Source organism: Pseudomonas sp. NY15356 (genome assembly GCF_048068175.1).
GTDB classification, from domain to species: Bacteria; Pseudomonadota; Gammaproteobacteria; order Pseudomonadales; family Pseudomonadaceae; genus Aquipseudomonas; species Aquipseudomonas putida_K.
Window position 1 is genome coordinate 166045 of record NZ_JBLUPW010000001.1, and the last position, 20316, is coordinate 186360.

The window sequence follows — 20316 nt, forward strand, 5'->3', positions numbered from 1 at the left end:
GACAGTGAACCTGTGGGAGCGGGTTACTTGCGAACGGGCCAGGCAGGCATTCACAGGGCCATTCCAAGCTTCAGTATCCCGGGCTGTCGAAGTCCAGCTTCACCGCGAAATCCCGCGCCCGCTCGACACCCGTCTCCACCCGTCCATCGCCATGCAGGCGCAGCCAGCGATAACCCGGCTGCTCCTCGCTGACCTGGAAGTCCTCGCTGCGGGCCGCGAACTGGATGCAGGTCGATGGCGTGGCCAACAGGCGGATGCCATCACGTTGTTCATCCCACGGCTGGTGGACATGCCCCCAGAGCACCGCCTTGACCTGTGGACAACCACGCAGGCGCGCCCACAGTTCATCGGCATTGCGCAGCCCGATCGGGGCGATCCAGGCACAACCGATATCCACCGGCTGATGATGCAGGCACACCAGGCAATGCCGCTCACCGGCAGCGGCCAGGGCTTGGTCCAGAATGGCCAACTGGTCGTCGGCGAGCCAACCGTGGGTGGCATCGGGCACGTTCGAATTGAGCATGACGATGCGCCAGGCACCCAGGTCGGTCACCGCCTGAACCAGGTCGCTTCCCTGGGCCACCTCGGCCATCACCCGGGCCTCGTCATGGTTGCCCGGGAGCCAGCGGCTCGGTGTGCCAAGCGAAGCGCTCACTTGCCGAAAAGCTTCGTAGGAGGCAACGCTGCCATCCTGGGAAAGGTCGCCCGTGCACAGCAGCAGGTCGATGCGCGGCTGCTCGCGGCGCACCTGTTCGACCACGTGACGGAGGCTGTCTCGGGTATTCATGCCCAGCAAGGTACCGCCAGGGCTGGCGAACAGGTGGGCATCGGTCAGTTGCACCACATGAAGCGGCGCCGGATCTTTGGCGTGGTTGGGCTGCGGCAAGGGCCGTCTCCTCGAACGGGTTCAGGACGATTATCGGCTGCCTGCACGCGTCGGGCAAAGGGCCTTGCCCGACCTGCATCACATTTCAGCGAACGGCTTCCAGTTCATGACCACAGGCCAGGCAGTGGCTCAGCCATTCGCCCAGGAACAGGTTGAGCTGGGCCTTCTCGTCCGGCTGGTGCATCGCTGCGTTGGGGTACGGGTAGATGCTGCGCAGGCGCCGGGTGTGTTCAGCACTGACCACCTCGGCCATGCGCGCGTCGTGGTACACCTGCACCTCCAGGTGCGGCACCGGCAGCCACGGCAGGCTGTGCTCCTGGCGCACCCGCAAGGTGGTGGTGTACGGGCAGGCCAGCAGCACATCGAGCACCAGCACGCCGAGCATCTGGTCGCCCTGGGTCATGCCGATGCGGCGCGAGCTCTGGGTGGTGCGCATGTCCGGCAACAGGCGCATCAGGCGGGCATAATTGGCCTCGCAGGCGGCCTGCAGCCCGGCCAGGTCGACCCGGTAGCGCTCGCGCAACAGGTTCACTTCCACATACCTCGCACTTCGTCACGGTTCAGCGCCAGCCATTGCAGGCCGATGATGGTCGCGGCGTTGCAGATGCGCCCATCGCGCACGGCCTGCAAGGCGTCCTCGAAGGCCCAGACGCGTACACGGATGTCCTCGCCCTCCTCCTCCAGACCGTGAAGCCCGCCGGCGCCTTCGCTGCTGCAACGCCCCAGGAACAGGTGCACGTACTCGTCGCTGCCACCGGGGGATGGGAAGTAACGGGTCATCGGCCACAGTGCGCTGAACGTAAGGCCCGCTTCTTCCTCGGCTTCGCGATGGGCGACTTCCTCGGGCTGCTCGTCCTTGTCGATCAGCCCGGCAACCATCTCGATCAGCCAGGGGTTTTCCACCTTGCCCATGGCACCGACGCGGAACTGCTCGATCAGCACCACTTCGTCGCGCAACGGGTCGTACGGCAGCACACAGACTGCGTCGTGGCGCACGAACAGTTCGCGGCTGATCTCACGGCCCAGGCCACCGGCGAACAGTTCGTGGCGCAGGCGCAGCTTGTCGAGCCGGTAGAAGCCCTGGAAGCAATTGGCCCGTTCGACGATCTCGACCGCCTTGGGTTGCGAATTCAACGTGTCTGACATGGAAATCCTCGTTACCTCGTTTACCGCATCGCGCCATCCTACTCTGCGTGCCGCCGTGTTTCACCCCTTTCCGGCGACCGCTCAGGCAGCCGGGACAGAGCCTTTGTACTCTGTTAGCTTAGTGGCGAACCGACGGCTTCGCCGACGGTCAAAGGCCGACTCCCTTTGTTCTGCAAGGATCATCATGACGCTTGTCAAACTGACTTCCGTGGCCGTGCTGGCAATGGCCCTGGGCGCCTGCCAGAGCTTGTTCGAGCCCAACTACCGGGCCCCGCTCGAGGTCAAGCGCGACGCCTGGGAACACGTCAAGCCCGGCTGCAGCGAGAGCGACTGCCCACTGGTGAACATCGACACCATCCACTTCCCGGCCCTGCCCAAGCTCGACGCCATCGTCGAAAAACGCCTGTTGCAGCTGACCGAAGACAACCAGCGCAGCGGCGCGCCCACTTCGTTGCAGGCCTACGAACAGCAGTACCTGGCCAGCGCCGAGAAGCGCAACAGCAGCTACCTGCAAGCCAAGGTACGCGAGCAGCATGACGGGCTGGTGATCATCGAGCTGTCCAGCTACCTGGACAGCGGCGGCGCCCACGGCATGCCCGGGCGCGGTTTCATCAACTACTCACGCAAGCTGGACAAGGTCCTGACCCTGCAGGACATGCTCCTGCCAGGCCAGGAAGACACCTTCTGGAAGACCGTGGAAGAGTCCCACCGCGCCTGGATGATCAGCACCGGCATGGACAAGGACCCGGAGTTCGCCAAGACCTGGCCGTTCCGCAAGTCCCCCCATGTGGCCCTGACCTACGGCGCGGTCGTGGTCAAGTACGAGGTCTATGCCATCGCACCCTATTCCATGGGCCACATCGAGCTGAAGATCCCCTACCCGCGCCTGAACGGCGTGCTCAGGCCTGAGCTGTTTCCCGGCCGCGGCTGAGGCTCAGCAGGCCATGCAGCCCCCCTGCCAGCAGCAGTGCCGGCAGGGTCGCCCCCAGCTCCGGCGCGACATTGGCCATCAGGTGATACGCCGCCACGCCCACCGTCCAAGCCAGCAGTGCCTGCCAGTGTAGCCCGGCCACCAGCGCCGGCAGTTGCCGCCGACGAACGACGAAGTGGTCGACCAGCACCACGCCGAACAGCGGCGCGAACACCGAACCGATCAGCAGCAGGAAGTTCTGGTACTGGGCCAGCGGCGCCAGCAGGGCGACCAGAGTGCACAGCACACCGATGGCCAGGGCCAGGTGCTCGACCCGCAAACGCACCAACAGGCCGGTGGACACCGCCGCCGAGTGGATGTCGGCGAAGGCGTTTTCCGACTCGTCCAGCAAGATAAGCAACAATGGGATGCCCAGCCCGGCACCGGCCAGGGCCAGCAGCAGCGCATTGACTTCACCACTGGGCGCGAAGGCCAGGGTGTAGGCCACGCCCAGGCTCATCAGCCAGGCATTGCCGATGAAAAAGCCCAGTGCCGTGCCGCCGAACACACGGCTGGCACGCTGGCCGAAGCGCGAGTAGTCGGCGATCAGCGGCAACCACGACAGCGGCATGGCAATGACGATGTCGAAACCGACCGCCAGCGACAGCGAACCATCGCCGGCCCGCTGCCACAGCCCGGCCAGTTCGGCCTTGGCGAACAGGTTCCAGGTCAGCCACAGGCAGGCGCCAAGCAGCAGCCAGATCCCCCATTTGCGCAGCACCTTGCGCACGAAGGCCAGCGGCCCGCTGACGGCGAGCAGGGTGGCCAGGGCGCCGAAGCACAGGGTCCAGAGCACCGGGCTGGTCCAGACGCTGCCTTCGCCGAAGGCACGAGCGCCCAGCAGGCTGGCGGCGTCACGCATGACGATAATCTCGAACGAGCCCCAACCCACCAGTTGCAGCAGATTGAGCAGCGCCGGCAGGCGCGCGCCATGGCGGCCCAGGGTCAGGCGCAGGGTGGCCATGGCCGACAGACCCGTGTCGCTGCCGATCACCCCGGCGGCGGCCAGCAGCAGTACACCGACCGCCGTGCCCAGGACGATGGCCAGGATCGCCCCCGCCAGGCCCAGGCCGGGCGCCAGCAGCGCGCCGACCTGCAGGACCATCAGGCCGATGCCGAGAGAGAACCAGAGCGAGAACAGGTCGCGGGCACCGAATTGGCGCTGGCTGTGGGGGACCGGGTGGTCCGGGGAGAAGTGGCTGGGTGTGCTCATGAAGGCGCTCGCCGGGATGTTATTGATGTTCTTGGCGAGGACTTACGTCCTCGTTTCGCGGCACAAGGCCGCTCCTACAGGGACAGCGCAGGGCGTGAACCTTGCGCTGTCCCAGTGGAGCGGCCTTGTGCCGCGAAAGGGCCGCGAAGCGGCCCTCAGCCTGCCTAGACTTTCTTGTACAGCTGGCTGCCTTCCTGGCGGAAGCGCTCGGCCTGCTCACGCATGCCCTCTTCCACCGAGACGTCGGTGGCTTCGATACGCTGGTTGGCAGCGTACTCGCGCACTTCCTGAGTAATCTTCATGGAACAGAACTTCGGCCCGCACATCGAGCAGAAGTGCGCCACCTTGGCCGACTCCTTGGGCAGGGTTTCGTCATGGAACGCACGGGCGGTGTCCGGGTCCAGGCCGAGGTTGAACTGGTCTTCCCAGCGGAACTCGAAGCGCGCCTTGGACAGTGCGTTGTCGCGGATCTGCGCGCCCGGGTGACCCTTGGCAAGGTCTGCGGCGTGCGCGGCGATCTTGTAGGTGATGATGCCGGTCTTGACGTCGTCCTTGTTCGGCAGGCCCAGGTGTTCCTTGGGCGTCACGTAGCAGAGCATGGCGCAGCCGAACCAGCCGATCATCGCCGCACCGATGCCAGAGGTGATGTGGTCGTAGCCCGGCGCGATATCGGTGGTCAGTGGGCCGAGGGTGTAGAACGGCGCCTCGTCGCAGCACTCGAGCTGCTTGTCCATGTTCTCCTTGATCAGCTGCATCGGCACGTGGCCAGGGCCTTCGATCATGCACTGCACGTCGTGCTTCCAGGCGATCTTGGTCAGCTCCCCCAGGGTCTCGAGCTCACCGAACTGGGCCGCATCGTTGGCGTCGGCGATCGAGCCCGGGCGCAGGCCGTCGCCCAGCGAGAAGCTGACGTCGTAGGCCTTCATGATTTCGCAGATCTCGTCGAAATGCGTGTACAGGAAGTTTTCCTTGTGATGCGCCAGGCACCACTTGGCCATGATCGAGCCGCCGCGGCTGACGATGCCGGTCACGCGCTTGGCGGTCAGCGGCACGTAGCGCAACAGCACGCCTGCGTGGATGGTGAAGTAGTCCACGCCCTGCTCAGCCTGTTCGATCAGGGTGTCGCGGAACAGCTCCCAGGTCAGGTCCTCGGCAACCCCGCCGACCTTCTCCAGGGCCTGGTAGATCGGTACGGTACCGATCGGCACCGGCGAGTTGCGGATGATCCACTCGCGGGTCTCGTGGATGTGCTTGCCGGTGGACAGGTCCATGACCGTGTCCGACCCCCAGCGAATGCCCCAGGTCAGCTTGGCCACTTCCTCCTCGATGGAGGAGCCCAGGGCGCTGTTGCCGATGTTGCCGTTGATCTTCACCAGGAAGTTGCGGCCGATGATCATCGGCTCCAGCTCCGGGTGGTTGATGTTGGCCGGAATGATCGCGCGACCACGGGCGATCTCTTCACGGACGAACTCGGGGGTGATTTCCTTCGGAATGCTGGCACCGAAGCTATGGCCCGCATGCTGCTGGTCGAGCAGGCCGGCGGCGCGGGCTTCCTGCAGCTTCATGTTCTCGCGGATGGCCACGTATTCCATCTCGGCGGTGATGATGCCCTGGCGCGCGTAGTGCATCTGGGTGACGTTGGCACCGGGCTTGGCGCGGCGCGGGTTGCGCACGTGGGCGAAGCGCAGCTTGGCCAGGTCGGCATCGTTCAGGCGCTGCTGGCCGAAGTTCGAGCTCAGGCCGTCCAGGCGCACGGTGTCACCGCGAGCCTCGATCCACGCCGAACGGACGTCGCCCAGGCCCTTGCGCACATCGATGACGACGTTCGGGTCGGTGTACGGCCCAGAGGTGTCATAGACCAGCACCGGGGCGTTCTGCTCGCCGCCAAAATCGGTGGGGGTGTCATGCAGGCTGATTTCACGCATCGGCACGCGGATATCGGGGCGCGAACCTTCGACATAGACCTTGCGCGAACGGGGGAACGGTTGCACGGACTGCTGGTCGACTTGCGCCGACTCGCTGAGGTGGATCGATTTTTCTTGTTTGCTCATCACAGGCTCTCCAGACAGCGTGGAATGTCGGGGAGAACCTGAAGGGGGCGCGGATTGCACCTGGGACGGTGCTGGTGCCGGATACACGGAGGTGCCTTGAGCGTGAGCTTCGACAATCCCGGACCTGGCACAAGATCTCGCCGGGAAAGCGAGCAATCTTGTTCCCTACGCAGGCGCTAACCTGATCAGGTTCAACGGGATCCGGAACTATCCGATCTCAGCCTTCGATTCAAGGCACCCCGACAAGAACATGCGCAGTCTAGACTCAAGTGGCCAGCAAAGCCAAGCGGGTAAATGCCAGGATGATGAAAGGCACCGGGACGATTGTTGGCCGAGGCACGGGGCACTACACTGGGCCATCGTTCGATACTCAACAGTTCAGTAATTAAATTTCGTACAAGGATTGCCCTATGCTGCGCAAACTCTCACTGGCGATTGCCGTGTCTTGTGCGTCCAACGGAGTGGTCTGGGCAGTGGATGTGCCCACGACGGTGAAGACCGACCTGATCAGCGTCTACCAGGAAGCGGTCGACAACAACGCCGACCTTGCCGCCGCCCGCGCCGACTATGGCGCCCGCCGCGAAGTGGTGCCCCAGGCCCGTGCCGGCCTGCTGCCGAACCTGTCGGCCGGCGCCGAGATGATGAACACCCGCACCAAGTTCGATGAACCTTCGGTCACCTCCAACCGCAGCGGCAACTCGTGGAACGCAACCCTGGCGCAGCCGATCTTCCGCGCCGACCGCTGGTTCCAGCTACAGGCTGCCGAGGCGGTCAACGAGCAGGCCGCCCTGGAGCTTTCCGCGACCGAACAGAACCTGATCCTGCAAACCGCCGAAAACTATTTCGCGGTGCTGCGCGCTCAGGACAACCTGGCTTCGACCAAAGCCGAGGAAGCCGCCTTCAAACGCCAGCTGGACCAGTCCAACGAACGCTTCGACGTCGGCCTCTCGGACAAGACCGACGTGCTGCAGTCACAGGCCAGCTACGACACCGCCCGGGCCAACCGGATCATCGCCGAGCGCCAGGTCCAGGACGCCTTCGAGGCCCTGGTGACCCTGACCAACCGCGAGTACGGTTCGCTCCAGGGCGTGGTCCACACCCTGCCGGTGCAAGTGCCAACGCCCAACGATGCCAAGGCCTGGGTCGAGACTGCGGCACGGCAGAACCTCAACCTGCTGGCCACCAATCATGCCGTCACGGCGGCCGAGGAGACCCTGCGCCAACGCAAGGCCGGCCACGCGCCGACCCTGGATGCGGTGGCCCGCTACCAGAAGGGCGACAACGACAGCCTGGGGTTCTCCAACCCGCAGCCCGGCGTGCGCTACAGCGGCGATGTCGAGCAGACCAGTATCGGCCTGCAGCTGAACATCCCGATCTACAGCGGCGGCCTGACCAGCTCCCAGGTGCGCGAGGCCTACCAGCGCCTGAGCCAGAGCGAGCAGCAACGTGAAAGCCTGCGCCGCCAGGTGGTGGAAAACACCCGCAACCTGCACCGGGCGGTGAACACCGACGTGGAGCAGGTGCAGGCACGCAAGCAGTCGATCATCTCCAACCAGAGTGCCCTGGAGGCCACCGAGATCGGCTACCAGGTCGGTACCCGCAACATCGTCGATGTGCTCGACGCCCAGCGCCAGCTGTACACCTCGGTGCGCGACTACAACAACAGCCGCTACGACTACATCCTCGACAACCTGCGCCTGAAACAGGCCGCCGGCACCCTCAGCCCGCAGGACCTGCAGGACCTGGGGCGCTACCTGAAAGCCGACTACAACCCGGACAAGGACTTCCTGCCGCCGGACCTGGCCGCGGCGGCGGCCAAGAACTTCGAACGCAGGCCTTGAGCGGGCCAGGTGTGAGGTGAGCAGTGCCGGTGAGATCGAGCGCCCGCGCGGCGCGCGATCTCACCGGCACCGAATCAACTCCGGCGAACGCTTACAACCATTTCCCCAGCCCATCCAGCAACCGCTGCAACGCCCCCTGGTTGGCCTGCATCACCGCCCTGCCCGCCTCGCCCATGCGCCGGGCATCCTGAGGCAGCTCGACCAACCGACGCACCGCCCCGGCCAGGCCGCTGGCATCGTCCACCTCCTGCAACGCCCCCGCCTCGCGCAGCATCGCGCTGATTTCCAGGAAGTTGAACACGTGCGGCCCCGTCAGTACCGGTAGCGCCAGTGCCGCCGGCTCCAGCGGGTTGTGCCCGCCGGTAGGCACCAGGCTGCCGCCCACGAAGGCAATGTCGGCCAGGGCATAGAGGAACAGCAGTTCACCCATGGTATCGCCGAGCAAGACCTGGGTCTGGGCCTGCACCGGCATGCCGGAAGAACGGCGCACGGTGGCGAACTGTGCGTCACATAAGGCATGGACCGCATCGAACCGCTCGGGATGGCGCGGCACCAGCACCAATAGTGCATCGCCATGAACCTGCAGCAATTGCCGATGTGCCTCGAGGATCAATTCATCCTCACCCTCGTGGGTGCTGGCGGCGATCCACACCGGGCGCTGCCCGGCGCCCCATTGCTCACGCAGGTCACGCGCGCGAGGCTGCAATTGCGCGTCGACCTTCAGGTCGAACTTGATCGAACCGGTCACCTGCACACACTCAGGCCGCGCGCCCAGACTGCGGAAACGCTGCGCCTCGGTCTCGGTCTGCACCGCGATCAGGCTCATCTCGGCCAGCATCGGCCGGGTCAGGCCGGCGAAACGTGCATAGCCACGGGCCGAGCGTTCGGACAGCCGCGCATTGGCCAGGGCCACAGGAATGCCGCGTTTGGCGCACTGGTGGATATGGTTGGGCCACAGCTCGGTCTCCATGATGATGCCCAGCCGCGGCCGGACATGATCGAGAAAGCGCCCCGCCGCCCAAGGCAGGTCATAAGGCAGGTAGCAATGCTGGAGTCGCGGCTCGTCGGCGAACATCGCGCGGATCCGCTCCGAACCGGTGGGCGTCATACAGGTCAGGGTAATCGGAAGGTCCGGGTAGGCCTTGAGCAAGGCACGGATCATCGGCGCGGCAGCGATGCTTTCGCCCACCGACACCGCGTGCACCCAGATGCCGCCCTGGCGCATCGGTGCCAGCTTGCAAGCGAAGCGCTCGGCGATGCGCTGGCCATAGGCCGGCGCCTTGCGCGCACGCAGGTACAGGCGCAGCGCAACCAGTGGCAGGCCCAGGTGGAAAAGCAAGGTATAGAGGGTTCTGTTCATGGCGACGCAGTGTACTAGGAACTGTACGAAAAGGCCTGCCGGTACCACAACTCAGCCAATGACCCGCAGGTGCACGGCAAAGCGTTCCGCCAGCCATTGCGCCGCCGGCCCCAGGGGCTGGTCGCGGCGCCAGGCCAGTTCGACGACCAGCGCGGGCGGGCACCACTCGCTGTCGAGTTCGACCATCTGCGCCTGGTAGGTCGGGTACTGCACCACATGCCTTGGCAGCCAGGCCCAACCCAGCCCACGCATCAGCAGCTCGGCCATGGCGTAGAAGCTGTCGGCGCGCCACACCTGCGGGCTGATCGCCTCCCCCCCGGGATAGCCGCTTTGCTGCGGCGTGATCAACAACTGCCGGTGACGGGCCAATTGCTGGCGCGTCACCTGCCGCTCGCCCGCCAGCGGATGGTCCACACCACATACGGTGACCATCTCCACGCGGCCCAGAGCGCGGCGTTCCAGCGACGCGGGAATGCGCTCGTGATGAAAGAACAACCCCAGGTCGGCACGACGCTCCACCAACTTGCGCGCCACATCGCCCTGGGCGCCGCTGGTCACCTGTACCTCCAGGAGTGGAAAGCGGCTGGCCAACTCGTCCAGGCTGTCGATCACCGGCAGGTAGCACATGGCTTCGTCCTGAGCCACCCGCAACAAGGCTTCCTGGCCACGCATCAAGGCCATGGCACGGCCATCCAGGCGCTCGCACTGGCGTAGCAACTCGCGGGCATCCTCGAGCAGGGCCGCCCCGCTTTCGGTCAGGCGCGGCTGGCGGCCGCTGCTGCGCTCGAACAAGGTCACGCCCAGGTCAGCCTCCAGCAGCGCGATGGCATTGCTGACCGCCGACTGCGCCTTGTGCTGCTCCCGGGCGACGGCGGAAAACGAACGCAGTTCGGTGACCCGCAGGAAGGTGCGCAATTGATCGAGATCCCATTGTTGGGCCATGCAACCTATCTCCATAGCAGATAGGTAATGACTTTACCCCATCCGACGAAAGTCTAGAATGCCCACCCAGCAACGGAGAATCCCGATCATGAATGCCTACACCTACCTGGCCATCGCCATCTGCGCCGAAGTCATCGCCACCGCCTCCATGAAGGCGGTCAAAGGCTTGAGCACGCCATTGCCGCTGCTGTTGATGGTCTGTGGCTATGCCGTGGCGTTCTGGATGCTGACGCTGGTGGTGCGCAGCATTCCGGTAGGTATCGCCTACGCCATCTGGTCAGGCCTGGGCATCGTGCTGATCAGTGTCGCCGCCCTGGTGATCTACGGGCAGAAACTGGATGTACCGGCCATGCTGGGGATGGCCATGATCGTCGGTGGCGTGGTGGTGATCCAGCTGTTCTCCAAGACTGCCGGCCACTGAGCCCACCAGCTGTAGCCCCGCTGTGGCCCATCGCCGGCAAGCCGGCTCCCACAGGGATTTCGCAAGTCTTGAGAGCGGCGCAATCTCGGCGGGAGGCTGGCGACAGCCTGCGATTAGGCCCGCGCGCGCCCACAGCCTGTATACTGGGCAACTGTCCCAGTTCTAGAGGTGCCCGCATGCCATCTGCCATTTCCACTGACGTGCTGATCGTCGGCGCCGGGGTCGCTGGCCTCTGGCTCAACGCAAGGCTGCGGCGCCTGGGGTATTCGACGGTGCTGGTGGAACGCGCCAGCCTCGGTGGCGAGCAGACCATCAAGTCCCAGGGCATCATCCATGGCGGCACCAAGTACGCCCTGCATGGGGCCCTGACCGGCGCCTCCGAGGCCATTGCCGATATGCCGCGCCGTTGGCGCGAAGCCTTGGCCGGCAATGGCGAACTCGACCTTGGCAAGACCCGCCTGCTGTCCGAGGCCCACTACCTGTGGTCCCCGGGCACCCTGGCAGGCAACCTCACCAGCTTCTTCGCCAGCAAGGCGGTGCGTGGAAGGGTCGATCAGGTCAAGGGCGAGCAACTGCCCCCTGCCCTGCAGGACCGCGCGTTCAAGGGCAAGGTGTATCGCCTCGCCGAACTGGTCATCGACGTGCCGAGCCTGCTCGCCAACCTGGCCGAGCTGGCCGGTGACAGCCTGCTGGCCGGCGAACGGGTCGAGCCACTGCGCGAGGGCGACGAACTGATCGGTTTGCGCGTGAATGGTCGTGAAATACGCGCCCAGCGTATCGTGCTCAGCGCCGGTGCCGGCACCGAAGGCCTGCTCCACGCGCTTGGGCTGGAGCAGCCGGCCATGCAGCGTCGACCGCTGCACATGGTCATGGCCAAGGGGCCGAACCTCAAGCCACTGTATGCCCATTGCCTGGGCGGCGGGCCCAAGCCGAGGGTCACCGTCACCACCCACCCGGCCCGCGACGGCCAATGGGTCTGGTACCTCGGTGGCGACCTCGCCGAGGCCGACGGCGTGGCACGGGAACCCGCCGCACAGATCGCCGCGGCGCAGAAGGAAATCGCTAGCCTGCTGCCTTGGGTCGACCAGAGCCAGGTGCGCTGGGCCACTTTGCGGGTCGACCGCGCCGAGCCTGCGCAGTCGGGGTTGGTCCGCCCGGACAACGCCTTCCTCACGCAGCAGCAGCGGCTGCTGGTGGGCTGGCCGACCAAGCTGGCCCTGGCACCCGACTTTGCCGACCGCGTGCTGGCGAGCCTGGAGCACGACGGCATCCGCCCCGCCGCGCAACCTGACCTGGCCGAGCTGCCTCGCCCCACCCTGGGCGTCCCTGCCTGGGAGCAATTGCTGCCATGAGCCTGCCGACCCTGCACGACTTCCTCCGCCCCTTGGGCAGCACCGGCCTGAAGGTCTCTCCGCTGGGCCTGGGCACGGTCAAGCTCGGCCGCGATCAGGGCGTCAAGTACCCCAATGGCTTCACCATCCCAGGCGATGACGAAGCGCGCCTGCTCCTGGCCCAGGCCCACGAGCTGGGCATCAACCTGATCGACACCGCGCCGGCCTACGGCCGCAGCGAGGAACGCCTGGGCCCGTTGCTGCGCGGCCAGCGTGACCAATGGGTGATCGTCAGCAAGGTGGGCGAAGAGTTCGACAATGGTCAGTCGCACTTCGACTTCAGCGCCGCCCATACTCGCCTGTCGGTGGAGCGCAGCCTGCGCCGCCTGGAAACCGACCGTATCGAGCTGGTGCTGGTGCATTCCGACGGCAACGACGTGCAGATCCTGGAGCAGCAAGGCGTCTACCAGACCCTGGCCGAACTCAAGCAGGAAGGCAAGATCCTCGGCTACGGCCTGTCAGGCAAGACCGTGGCAGGTGGCCTCAAGGCCCTGGAGCAAGGCGATTGCGCCATGGTCACCTACAACCTCAACGAACAGGCGGAGCGCCCGGTACTGGACTACGCTGCCGAACACGGCAAAGCCATCCTGGTGAAGAAGGCCCTGGCCAGCGGGCATATCTGCCTGGCGCCGGGGGTCGACCCGGTGCAGGCCAGTTTCGAGCTGCTGTTCGCCCACCCCGGGGTAAGCAGTGCTATCGTCGGCACCATCAACCCGTTGCACCTGGCCCATAACGTGGCCACCGTCGCCCGAATCCTGGGCCAGCCTTGAGTCGCCCTGACGGGCGCCCAACGCAAGGAGGAGCCTCGTGCCGCGAACGCTGATCCGCAAGAACCCGAGCAACTTCAAGACCCTGCCGCTGCACGTCGAAGCCACACCCGACGGCCTGACCTACCAGAGCATCGGCATGCCGTTGAACTTCGGCCAGGTACAGCAGCGGCGCAAGGCCATCGAGCTGGCCGACCACGAACGCTTCGTGGTCGAGCTGGCCAACCTGGGGGTTTCGGTGCGCCTGACACTGCATTGGCAGCACCGGGACTACTGGGTGCTGGTGCGCCAGCGCCGGCAGGACCGCGGCGACGTGGTGCTCAAGCTGATCTCAGGCTACGTGCCCGCCCAGGAAATCAACCTGCCCCTGCACACCGCCATCCAGGAAGTGGCCGAGGAATGCCTGCTGGAAACCCCGGAAGGCTGGCTCGGCGGGCGCTTCAGCGACACCTGGCTGCCCGCGCCCTATGCCGACGCGCTGCATTATCGCGAAGCCCTGCCGTTCGTGCTCACGCCCGAGTCCGGCGCGGCGCGCCCGGTGCATTGCGGCAACCTGATGCTGCTGGAGCGGCCACGTGCCTATGTGCACCTGCCTACCGCGTCGTTGCAGTTGATCTACGACCTGCGCCTGCAGGTACCCCGGGAAGCCAAGTCGCTCAGCCTTTTCCACGTGGACGAGCGGCTCGAAGGCGACCAGCTGGTGGCACGGCTCAATCGCAAGCGGCCGGACCTGTATCTGATGCCGCTGGTCGATGGCCAGCCGACAGCCGAACTCTATACCTTGAAGAAGGACGAACTGGTGCCAGCCAGTACACGAGGCCTGTATCTGGCGGAGAGCTTTGCCCGGCAGGACGGCTGGGTGGTCGGGGATGAGCGGATTCGCTGGAAGGACTGGATCAGGCAGCAGGGGCTGGAAGAACACCGGCCGCAGCCGGCCTCGCACCTGCAGCGCTTTGGTGACAAGGCCCGGGCGTTGTTGCAGCGCGCGTTGCACCACAAATGATGCCCGGGGGCTGCGCAGCAGCCCCACGGGTGGATCAGTGCTTGCGGATCTTCTCGACGATCGCCGTGGTCGAGCTGTTCTCCACCAGCCCCAGCACCTTCACGGTGCCGCCGTAGGCCTTGACGATATCGGCCCCCACCACCTGATCGATGCCGTAGTCCCCACCCTTGACCAGCACATCCGGCTTGACCTGGCTGAGCAGGTTCTCCGGCGTGCCTTCGGGGAAGCTGATGACCCAGTCCACCGCGCCCAGGCCAGCCAGCACGGCCATACGCCGGTCGACGCTGTTGATCGGCCGACCTGGGCCCTTGAGCCGGCTGACCGAGGCATCGTCGTTGACCGCCACGATCAGACGATCGCCCTGGGCCCGCGCTTGCTCCAGGTAGGTCACGTGGCCGGCATGGAGAATGTCGAAGCAACCGTTGGTGAAGACGATCTTCTCGTTGTGCGCCCGGGCATCATCGATTGCCAGCAGCAGTTGCTCGAGGGCCAGCACGCCGCGCTCGGAGCCTTCCTCGCGCTGGATCGCGCGGCGCAGTTCAGGGGCGCTGATGGCTGCTGTACCCAACTTGCCGACCACGATGCCTGCGGCGAGGTTGGCCAGGGCCACCGCGTGGGGCAGGTCCTCGCCGGCTGCAATGGCCGCCGCCAGGGTGGAAATCACGGTATCGCCCGCACCGGTGACATCGAACACTTCGCGGGCACGCGCCGGCAGGTGCAACGCCGGGTGGCCGGTGCGCAGCAGGGTCATGCCGTGTTCGCCACGGGTCACCAGCAGCGCGCCCAGGTCAAGCTCCTGCAGCAATTGCAGGCCCTTGGCGACCAGCTCGCCCTCATCGGCGCAACGGCCGACGATGGTCTCGAACTCGCTGAGGTTCGGGGTGATCAGACTGGCGCCGCGGTAGATGGAGAAATCCTTGCCCTTGGGGTCGGCCAGAACCGGGATGCCCTTGGCACGTGCAGCCTGGATCAGGCTCTGGTGGTTCTTGAGCGCGCCCTTGCCGTAATCCGACAGCACCAGCACCTTGATGCCTTCGAGCAGGCCATCGACCTCCTCGCCCAGTGACAGCGGGTCGGTGGCGAACGGCTCTTCGAAATCGATGCGCAGCAATTGTTGGTGACGGCTCATGACCCGCAGCTTGACGATGGTCGGCTGGTGGGCAATGCGCTGGAACACCGAGCGCACACCCGCTGCGTGCAGGCTGTTGGCGAGGCTGTCGGCAGCCTCGTCCTGGCCGGTCACGCCAACCAACGAGGCTGGCGCGCCCAGGGCGGCGATGTTCAATGCGACGTTGGCCGCGCCACCGGGGCGATCCTCGATCTGCTCGACCTTGACCACCGGCACCGGGGCTTCGGGAGAGATCCGCGAGGTACCGCCATGCCAGTAGCGGTCGAGCATGACATCGCCGACCACCAGAACCGGGGCTTGATCGAAACGCGGCATGGACAACTTCATGGGCAACCCATATGAAAATAGTGAACAGGGGCAGGATATTAGCACAGGGTCGGTGACGGCTTTACGGCCAGTGTCGATCTGTACGTTACCGATGATGATCGGGGCCGACTCGGCCCCGACCCAGGGGATATCAGGTGATGTCGGCCTTTTCCGGCGCGTCCAGCCCCATGGCATGCAGGCGGGCATAATGGCCATTTGCCTGGAGCAGCTCGGCATGGGTGCCGCGCTCGACCAGCCGGCCCTGGTCCATGACCAGGATCAGGTCGGCCTTCTCGATGGTCGACAGTCGGTGGGCGATCACCAGGGTGGTACGCCCCTGCATCACATGGTCCAGGGCAGCCTGGATGTGGCGCTCGGACTCGGTATCCAGGGCCGAGGTCGCCTCGTCGAGGATCAGCAGCGGTGCGTTCTTCAGCAGGGCACGGGCGATCGCCAGGCGCTGGCGCTGGCCGCCGGAGAGCAACACACCGTTTTCGCCGACCTCGGTGTCGAAGCCCTTGGGCAACTGGTCGATGAACTCCTTGGCATAGGCATCGGCGGCGGCGGCCTCGATGTCCGCGCGCGGCGCACCGGCCAGGTCGCCGTAGGCGATGTTGTTGGCCACCGTGTCGTTGAACAGCGTGACGTGCTGGGTCACCTGGGCCACATGGCGGCGCAGGTTGCGCAAGCGATACTGCTCGATCTCCACACCGTCGAGCAGGATCTGCCCGTTGGTGTGGTGGTAGAAGCGCGGGATCAGCGAGGCCAGGGTTGACTTGCCGCTGCCGGAGCGCCCTACCAGGGCGATCATCTGCCCAGGCTCGGCAGTGAAGCTGATATCGCTGAGCACCTGGCGGTCGGTACCGGGGTAGCTGAAGCTGAGGTTGCGCACCTCCAGGCGACCTTCCACACGGTCTTTTTCCACGGTGCCGGTGTCCACTTCGGGCTGCTCGTCCAGTTGCTCGAAGATGCTCTCGGCGCCCGCCAGGCCCTTCTGAATGGTCGAGCTGACTTCCGAAAGCTGGCGGATCGGCTTGGGCAGCAGGCCTGCGGCCGTGATATAGGCCACCAGGTCACCCGCCGAGGCATCGCCACGCAGGAACAGCACCAGGAACATCAGCGATGCCATGGCGCTATAGATCACCAACTGCAGCAATGGCGTGTACAGCGCGCCGGTCTTGGTCATGCGCAGCTGCTTCTCGGTGTTGCCCTGGCTAGCGTCGTGGAAGCGCCGCTCCTCGTAGGCTTCGCCACCGAAGCTGCGCACCACGCGGTAGCCCTGGATGGTCTCGGACGCCACATGGGTGACATCCCCCATCGCGACCTGGATCTTCTTGCTCTGCTTACGGAATTTCTTGCTGGCGGTACTCACCATCAGCGCGATCACCGGCAGGATGGCAACCATCACCAGGGTCAGCTTCCAGTTCATCCACAACAGGTAGGCGAACAGGAAGACCACGGTCAGGCCTTCACGGATCACCACCTTGATGGCATCGGTCGCCGCACCGGTGACCATGGTCACGTTGAAGGTGATGCGCGAGATCAGGTGGCCGGAGTTATGGTTGTCGAAGTAGCGGTTGGGCAGCACCAGCAACTTGTTGAACAATTGCACCCGCAGGTCATGTACCAACCCCAGGGAGACCTTGGCCAGGTAGTAGTTGCCCAGGAACGACCCCAGCCCCTGCCAGGCCGCGATCAGGATGATCAGCAGCGGCACGGCCTGCAGCAGTTGCAGGTCGCGCAGGTAGGGGACATTGGGGAACAGCACCGCTTGCGGATTGCTCAGCCCATCGACGAAGTATTTCAAGATCCCGGCCAGCATCGGCTGGGTCGAGGCAAAGATCACGAAACCCACGATGCTCAGCAGGAAGATGCCGATATAGGGTTTGACATAGCTCAGCAGCCGGAAATAGATCTTCAGGCTGGAGGTGTGCTCCGCCGGTAGCGGTGTTTCGGCCATCATCGAGCTCGCTGTTCAGGTTGAACCGGGCATTTTACCACAGGCATCGTTTTCGGCACGCACCCAGGGCAGCAGCATGGCCAGGCCCACCGGCAACCAACTGATGAACCATTCGGCACGCGGGGTATCGGTGAGGCTGGCGGCATCGAATTGCATGGCAAGCGTGGAGAAGATCCAGTAGCCGAGCAGCACCTTGCCGAACAGCATGCCACGGGCGCGCAGGATCTCGCCTAGGGCGAACAACCACACCGCTACCCACAGCCCCCAAAAGAATCCAAACCCGTCATCATGGTGTTGACGCTTTATTTTCGGCATTATGGCCGGTCATTTTTGCTTGCCAGACGACAAGGCCCTACCCATGCAATGCTCCCGGCTCTCCCAGGTCGACTTCGATCAGCTGACACTCGGCGCCAAGGTTCTAGAGGCAGATAGCCACGGTGCCAAAGTCTACCTGCTCGGGGATGGAAATATCCTCAAGGTTTTTCGTCGCAAGCGTCTGATTTCATCTGCGCTGTTGCGCCCCTACTCACGGCGCTTCATCGATAACGCTGCGCGCCTGGCGCAGATGGGGATCCCGACGCTGGAAGTGATCAGCCATCACAAGCTCGACCTACCGGGCCGTACGGCCGTGCTCTATCGACCGTTGCCGGGCCAGACGCTGCTGCAACTGTCGCGCGAACCGGGGTTCAGCTGGGATGTCCTGCTGCCGCAGCTGGTCGAGCTGATCCGCCAATTGCACCGTTCGGGTATCTACTTTCGCTCGCTGCACCTGGGCAACGTGGTGATGACGCCTGACCAGCGCCTGGGCCTGATCGACGTCGCGGACATGCGCTTCCTGCGCGCCCCGCTGCCGGCGCGGATGGTGCGCCGGAATGTGCAGCACATGGCGCGCTATATCGAGCGCGAGAATCTCGCCAACCAGTTCCCGCTGGCGGCCTTGGAGGCCGCCCTGCTTCGAGACTAGCGCCCCAACAGGCTGGCGACCCCGGCCAGGAACGCTTGCCAGCTCTGCTCCGGCGCCAGGGAGCGCCGCTGGGCTGCCGCCGTGGCCTGGGTATCGAGGCTGGCGCAGCGTGCGATGGCCTGGCTCCAGGCCTCGACGTCAGCGACCGGCAGGTAGCAGTCGGCTTCACCCAGTTGCTCGCGAAACACCGCAAGATCGCTGCAGATCACCGGAATATCTGCCAGCACAGCCTCTTGCAACACCAGCCCCAGCCCCTCGGAGCGCGAAGGCAGCAGCAAGCCATCGAAGGCACGGTACAGTTGGGAAAGGTCTGGCCGGTAACCGCACAGCCGCACGCAGCCGTCGAGCCCCAGCGCCTCGATCCGCGCCGCGAGACGATCGCGCAACTCACCATCGCCGAAGATCATCAAGTGCAGGTTGGGCTGCTGCTCGCGCGCCCTGGCGAAGGCCTCGATCAGCATTTCGAAGCCTTTGCTTTCCACCAACCGGCCCACGGCGCACAGCACGCGGCCTTCGCCTTGGGCAGGGAGGCCAAGCGTCTGCCGGGCGGCATTGCGTGCAAGCAGCTGGCCGCAGAACACGGCCGGGTCCATGGCGATGCGCAGGGTGCGCACCGGCAGGCCGAGGTCCTGCTCGAGCGAGCGGGCCAGTGTACCGGACACCGCAGCGATGGACAGGCGTTCACGAGGCACACTGCGCAACAGGCTTACGTCACTGCCGCGCAGCCGGGTGGAGCCATGGAACAGAACCGCCGCGCGAACACCGGGCAACTGGCGCAGCAGCGGCAGCATCAAGCGCGCGACACCCAGGCCATCGAGCAGCAGCACGTCAGGCTGCGCCTGGCGTAAGGCCGCGCGCAGGCGCAGGCGCAACCAGGGCACCATTAGGCGCTCCGGCAGGCGGCCCTTGAGTGCCCGTTGCGGCAGGTTCCAGAGGTGGGTTTCACCCAGCCCGCCACACCCCTGCTCACCGAGCAGCAGCCAATTGCTCACGCGCACATCGGCCGGGGCATGCCCCAGCACCTGTCGGTGAACCGTGTGGATGGACGTATATTGCGCACCGCCCGACCACATCACATTGACGATGTTCATCGGGTTACGCCCCTCCGGAAAATGAATGGGCCATCAGGCACGCCGCTTCAACCGACAAGGAAACCGATCCCCGTGCCGACCACCAGCCCCACCAACAGCGTCAGCATCAGTTTCTGGCGGTCCCGCTTGCGTCGCCTGGCCTTGCGCTGGACTTCCTCGGGCAAGGTCACGTGGTTGCCGAAGCCCGTGTGCAGCACCGCGTCCCCTTCCAGGGTGACCGCGCCCAGGTTCAGCTCGGCGTACCGGCGCGACAACGCCTTCTCACCAGAATAGGCGGCAAACGGCGCACAACGTTGGTAGTCGCTCAGGCGGCGCAGGCCTGGGTTGAGCGAGAAGGCTTGCCACTCGGCCTTGTCGGATAACAGCGGGTAGCACGGCACGCCTGCGATCACTTGGCGCTCGCCCAAATGGATATACGGGCTATGGACCGCCAGGTCGTGGGCATGGCTGCGCAGCCAGACCTGCAACAGGTTCGGGCTGACCTCCAGGATTGCACGGGAGTCCTCGACGAACCCCTGGCGGTAGAAGCGCCAGTCGTCCTCGCAATGGAAGATGTACGGCGTCTTCACCTGGCTGTAGGCCAAGTCGATGGAGGGCAGTTGGCCCAGCTTGGGCCGATTGACGAATACCGTGCAGTGAGGCTTCCAGTGCACAGGTACTGCATCGTGGACCGCATCGTCCCCGGAGTCTTCGGTGATGAAGACTTCGCGGATCGGCGCGGTGTTGTATCGGTCGAAACTCTCGAGCGTTTCCTTGAGCAGGTCGAAACGCCCGCAACTGGTCACGACCACGGTGATATCACTTTTCTCAGAGAAGCGCACGGGGCTCCCTCCACCTTTGGACTGTCAACGACTCACGCATTCCCTGCGACAGGA

The 20316-nt window shown here is 65.2% G+C and carries 18 protein-coding genes, 1 pseudogene and 1 riboswitch; of the genes and pseudogenes, 7 read left to right on the forward strand and 12 right to left on the reverse strand.

The genetic code is table 11. The annotated features are described in order from the left end of the window. Positions 1-70 precede the first annotated feature (70 nt). The 3 genes from cpdA to ACNFCI_RS00775 form a co-directional block, all read right to left on the reverse strand. Entirely contained in the window at positions 71-886 is an 816-nt protein-coding gene (gene cpdA / locus ACNFCI_RS00765; RefSeq protein ID WP_368829461.1) for a 3',5'-cyclic-AMP phosphodiesterase, read from the reverse strand. A gap of 85 nt (positions 887-971) precedes the next feature. Beyond that, the gene (locus ACNFCI_RS00770) at positions 972-1424 is read right to left on the reverse strand and encodes a DUF1249 domain-containing protein (RefSeq protein WP_084854129.1); all 453 of its coding nucleotides are present in this window, start codon (positions 1422-1424) and stop codon (positions 972-974) included. Continuing rightward, positions 1415-2032: an NUDIX domain-containing protein gene (locus tag ACNFCI_RS00775; RefSeq protein WP_084854127.1), complete on the reverse strand. Its 618-nt coding sequence runs from the start codon at positions 2030-2032 to the stop codon at positions 1415-1417. The genes ACNFCI_RS00770 and ACNFCI_RS00775 overlap by 10 nt, the downstream gene beginning before the upstream one ends. Positions 2033-2216: 184 nt before the next feature. Between ACNFCI_RS00775 and ACNFCI_RS00780 the strand changes: the two genes are divergently transcribed. Beyond that, complete coding sequence (locus ACNFCI_RS00780; protein WP_084854125.1) at positions 2217-2963, forward strand: RsiV family protein; 747 nt, start codon at positions 2217-2219, stop codon at positions 2961-2963. Here the strand turns inward: ACNFCI_RS00780 and cytX are convergent. Both cytX and thiC read right to left on the reverse strand, forming a co-directional pair. Beyond that, positions 2932-4215: a putative hydroxymethylpyrimidine transporter CytX gene (cytX, locus tag ACNFCI_RS00785; protein WP_368829462.1), complete on the reverse strand. Its 1284-nt coding sequence runs from the start codon at positions 4213-4215 to the stop codon at positions 2932-2934. The two genes, ACNFCI_RS00780 and cytX, sit on opposite strands and share 32 nt — an antisense overlap. Positions 4216-4379: 164 nt before the next feature. Beyond that, the gene (gene thiC / locus ACNFCI_RS00790; RefSeq protein ID WP_084854121.1) at positions 4380-6266 is read right to left on the reverse strand and encodes a phosphomethylpyrimidine synthase ThiC; all 1887 of its coding nucleotides are present in this window, start codon (positions 6264-6266) and stop codon (positions 4380-4382) included. Between the two features lie 145 nt (positions 6267-6411). Then, positions 6412-6518, reverse strand: a riboswitch (TPP riboswitch). A gap of 158 nt (positions 6519-6676) precedes the next feature. Between thiC and ACNFCI_RS00795 the strand changes: the two genes are divergently transcribed. Continuing rightward, complete coding sequence (locus ACNFCI_RS00795) at positions 6677-8107, forward strand: TolC family outer membrane protein (protein ID WP_084854120.1); 1431 nt, start codon at positions 6677-6679, stop codon at positions 8105-8107. A gap of 91 nt (positions 8108-8198) precedes the next feature. Here ACNFCI_RS00795 and waaA read toward each other — a convergent pair whose 3' ends face one another. Beyond that, positions 8199-9467: a lipid IV(A) 3-deoxy-D-manno-octulosonic acid transferase gene (gene waaA, locus ACNFCI_RS00800; protein WP_324816050.1), complete on the reverse strand. Its 1269-nt coding sequence runs from the start codon at positions 9465-9467 to the stop codon at positions 8199-8201. Between the two features lie 51 nt (positions 9468-9518). Further along, on the reverse strand, positions 9519-10409 hold the full coding sequence (locus tag ACNFCI_RS00805) for a LysR family transcriptional regulator (RefSeq protein WP_084854116.1): 891 nt from the start codon (positions 10407-10409) through the stop codon (positions 9519-9521). Between the two features lie 88 nt (positions 10410-10497). Between ACNFCI_RS00805 and ACNFCI_RS00810 the strand changes: the two genes are divergently transcribed. The 4 genes from ACNFCI_RS00810 (at position 10498) to ACNFCI_RS00825 (ending at position 13991) form a co-directional block, all read left to right on the forward strand. Beyond that, positions 10498-10830 (forward strand): DMT family transporter, encoded by a 333-nt coding sequence (locus tag ACNFCI_RS00810; RefSeq protein ID WP_084854115.1) that lies wholly within the window; start codon positions 10498-10500, stop codon positions 10828-10830. A 176-nt stretch (positions 10831-11006) separates the two neighbouring features. Beyond that, complete coding sequence (locus ACNFCI_RS00815) at positions 11007-12182, forward strand: NAD(P)/FAD-dependent oxidoreductase (RefSeq protein ID WP_324816044.1); 1176 nt, start codon at positions 11007-11009, stop codon at positions 12180-12182. Then, positions 12179-12991: an aldo/keto reductase gene (locus tag ACNFCI_RS00820; RefSeq protein WP_084854112.1), complete on the forward strand. Its 813-nt coding sequence runs from the start codon at positions 12179-12181 to the stop codon at positions 12989-12991. The genes ACNFCI_RS00815 and ACNFCI_RS00820 overlap by 4 nt, the downstream gene beginning before the upstream one ends. Before the next feature lie 37 nt (positions 12992-13028). Beyond that, on the forward strand, positions 13029-13991 hold the full coding sequence (locus ACNFCI_RS00825) for a metal ABC transporter ATPase (protein ID WP_084854110.1): 963 nt from the start codon (positions 13029-13031) through the stop codon (positions 13989-13991). Between the two features lie 34 nt (positions 13992-14025). On the opposite strand, the gene hldE is transcribed toward ACNFCI_RS00825, so the two are convergent. The 3 genes and pseudogenes from hldE to ACNFCI_RS00840 form a co-directional block, all read right to left on the reverse strand. Beyond that, the gene (gene hldE / locus ACNFCI_RS00830; RefSeq protein ID WP_084854108.1) at positions 14026-15447 is read right to left on the reverse strand and encodes a bifunctional D-glycero-beta-D-manno-heptose-7-phosphate kinase/D-glycero-beta-D-manno-heptose 1-phosphate adenylyltransferase HldE; all 1422 of its coding nucleotides are present in this window, start codon (positions 15445-15447) and stop codon (positions 14026-14028) included. Between the two features lie 130 nt (positions 15448-15577). After that, positions 15578-17386 carry a lipid A export permease/ATP-binding protein MsbA gene (gene msbA / locus ACNFCI_RS00835; protein ID WP_368829463.1) on the reverse strand — a complete coding sequence of 603 codons (1809 nt, stop codon included), beginning with the start codon at positions 17384-17386 and terminating at the stop codon, positions 15578-15580. A gap of 15 nt (positions 17387-17401) precedes the next feature. Beyond that, positions 17402-17647 (reverse strand): annotated as a pseudogene (locus ACNFCI_RS00840) (polymerase); the annotation flags it as partial. A gap of 97 nt (positions 17648-17744) precedes the next feature. Here ACNFCI_RS00840 and ACNFCI_RS00845 point away from each other — a divergent pair. Further along, positions 17745-18350, forward strand: a complete 606-nt coding sequence (locus tag ACNFCI_RS00845; protein ID WP_084854104.1) for a toluene tolerance protein — start codon at positions 17745-17747, stop codon at positions 18348-18350. On the opposite strand, the gene ACNFCI_RS00850 is transcribed toward ACNFCI_RS00845, so the two are convergent. Both ACNFCI_RS00850 and ACNFCI_RS00855 read right to left on the reverse strand, forming a co-directional pair. Then, positions 18347-19441 (reverse strand): glycosyltransferase, encoded by a 1095-nt coding sequence (locus ACNFCI_RS00850; protein ID WP_084854102.1) that lies wholly within the window; start codon positions 19439-19441, stop codon positions 18347-18349. The two genes, ACNFCI_RS00845 and ACNFCI_RS00850, sit on opposite strands and share 4 nt — an antisense overlap. Before the next feature lie 47 nt (positions 19442-19488). After that, a complete protein-coding gene (locus ACNFCI_RS00855) occupies positions 19489-20262 on the reverse strand; it encodes a glycosyltransferase family 2 protein (RefSeq protein ID WP_368829465.1) in 774 nt (257 codons plus the stop codon). Between the last annotated feature and the right edge of the window lie 54 nt (positions 20263-20316).

Excerpts from the sequence above, each read along its gene's own strand:
- thiC (WP_084854121.1), bottom strand. The coding sequence starts at position 6,266 with ATGAGCAAACAAGAAAAATCGATCCACCTCAGCGAGTCGGCGCAAGTC.
- ACNFCI_RS00780 (WP_084854125.1), top strand. The coding sequence starts at position 2,217 with ATGACGCTTGTCAAACTGACTTCCGTGGCCGTGCTGGCAATGGCCCTG.
- ACNFCI_RS00795 (WP_084854120.1), top strand. The coding sequence starts at position 6,677 with ATGCTGCGCAAACTCTCACTGGCGATTGCCGTGTCTTGTGCGTCCAAC.
- ACNFCI_RS00845 (WP_084854104.1), top strand. The coding sequence starts at position 17,745 with ATGCAATGCTCCCGGCTCTCCCAGGTCGACTTCGATCAGCTGACACTC.
- hldE (WP_084854108.1), bottom strand. The coding sequence starts at position 15,447 with ATGAAGTTGTCCATGCCGCGTTTCGATCAAGCCCCGGTTCTGGTGGTC.
- ACNFCI_RS00820 (WP_084854112.1), top strand. The coding sequence starts at position 12,179 with ATGAGCCTGCCGACCCTGCACGACTTCCTCCGCCCCTTGGGCAGCACC.
- ACNFCI_RS00815 (WP_324816044.1), top strand. The coding sequence starts at position 11,007 with ATGCCATCTGCCATTTCCACTGACGTGCTGATCGTCGGCGCCGGGGTC.
- waaA (WP_324816050.1), bottom strand. The coding sequence starts at position 9,467 with ATGAACAGAACCCTCTATACCTTGCTTTTCCACCTGGGCCTGCCACTG.
- msbA (WP_368829463.1), bottom strand. The coding sequence starts at position 17,386 with ATGGCCGAAACACCGCTACCGGCGGAGCACACCTCCAGCCTGAAGATC.
- ACNFCI_RS00805 (WP_084854116.1), bottom strand. The coding sequence starts at position 10,409 with ATGGCCCAACAATGGGATCTCGATCAATTGCGCACCTTCCTGCGGGTC.
- ACNFCI_RS00775 (WP_084854127.1), bottom strand. The coding sequence starts at position 2,032 with ATGTCAGACACGTTGAATTCGCAACCCAAGGCGGTCGAGATCGTCGAA.
- cytX (WP_368829462.1), bottom strand. The coding sequence starts at position 4,215 with ATGAGCACACCCAGCCACTTCTCCCCGGACCACCCGGTCCCCCACAGC.
- ACNFCI_RS00810 (WP_084854115.1), top strand. The coding sequence starts at position 10,498 with ATGAATGCCTACACCTACCTGGCCATCGCCATCTGCGCCGAAGTCATC.
- ACNFCI_RS00850 (WP_084854102.1), bottom strand. The coding sequence starts at position 19,441 with ATGAACATCGTCAATGTGATGTGGTCGGGCGGTGCGCAATATACGTCC.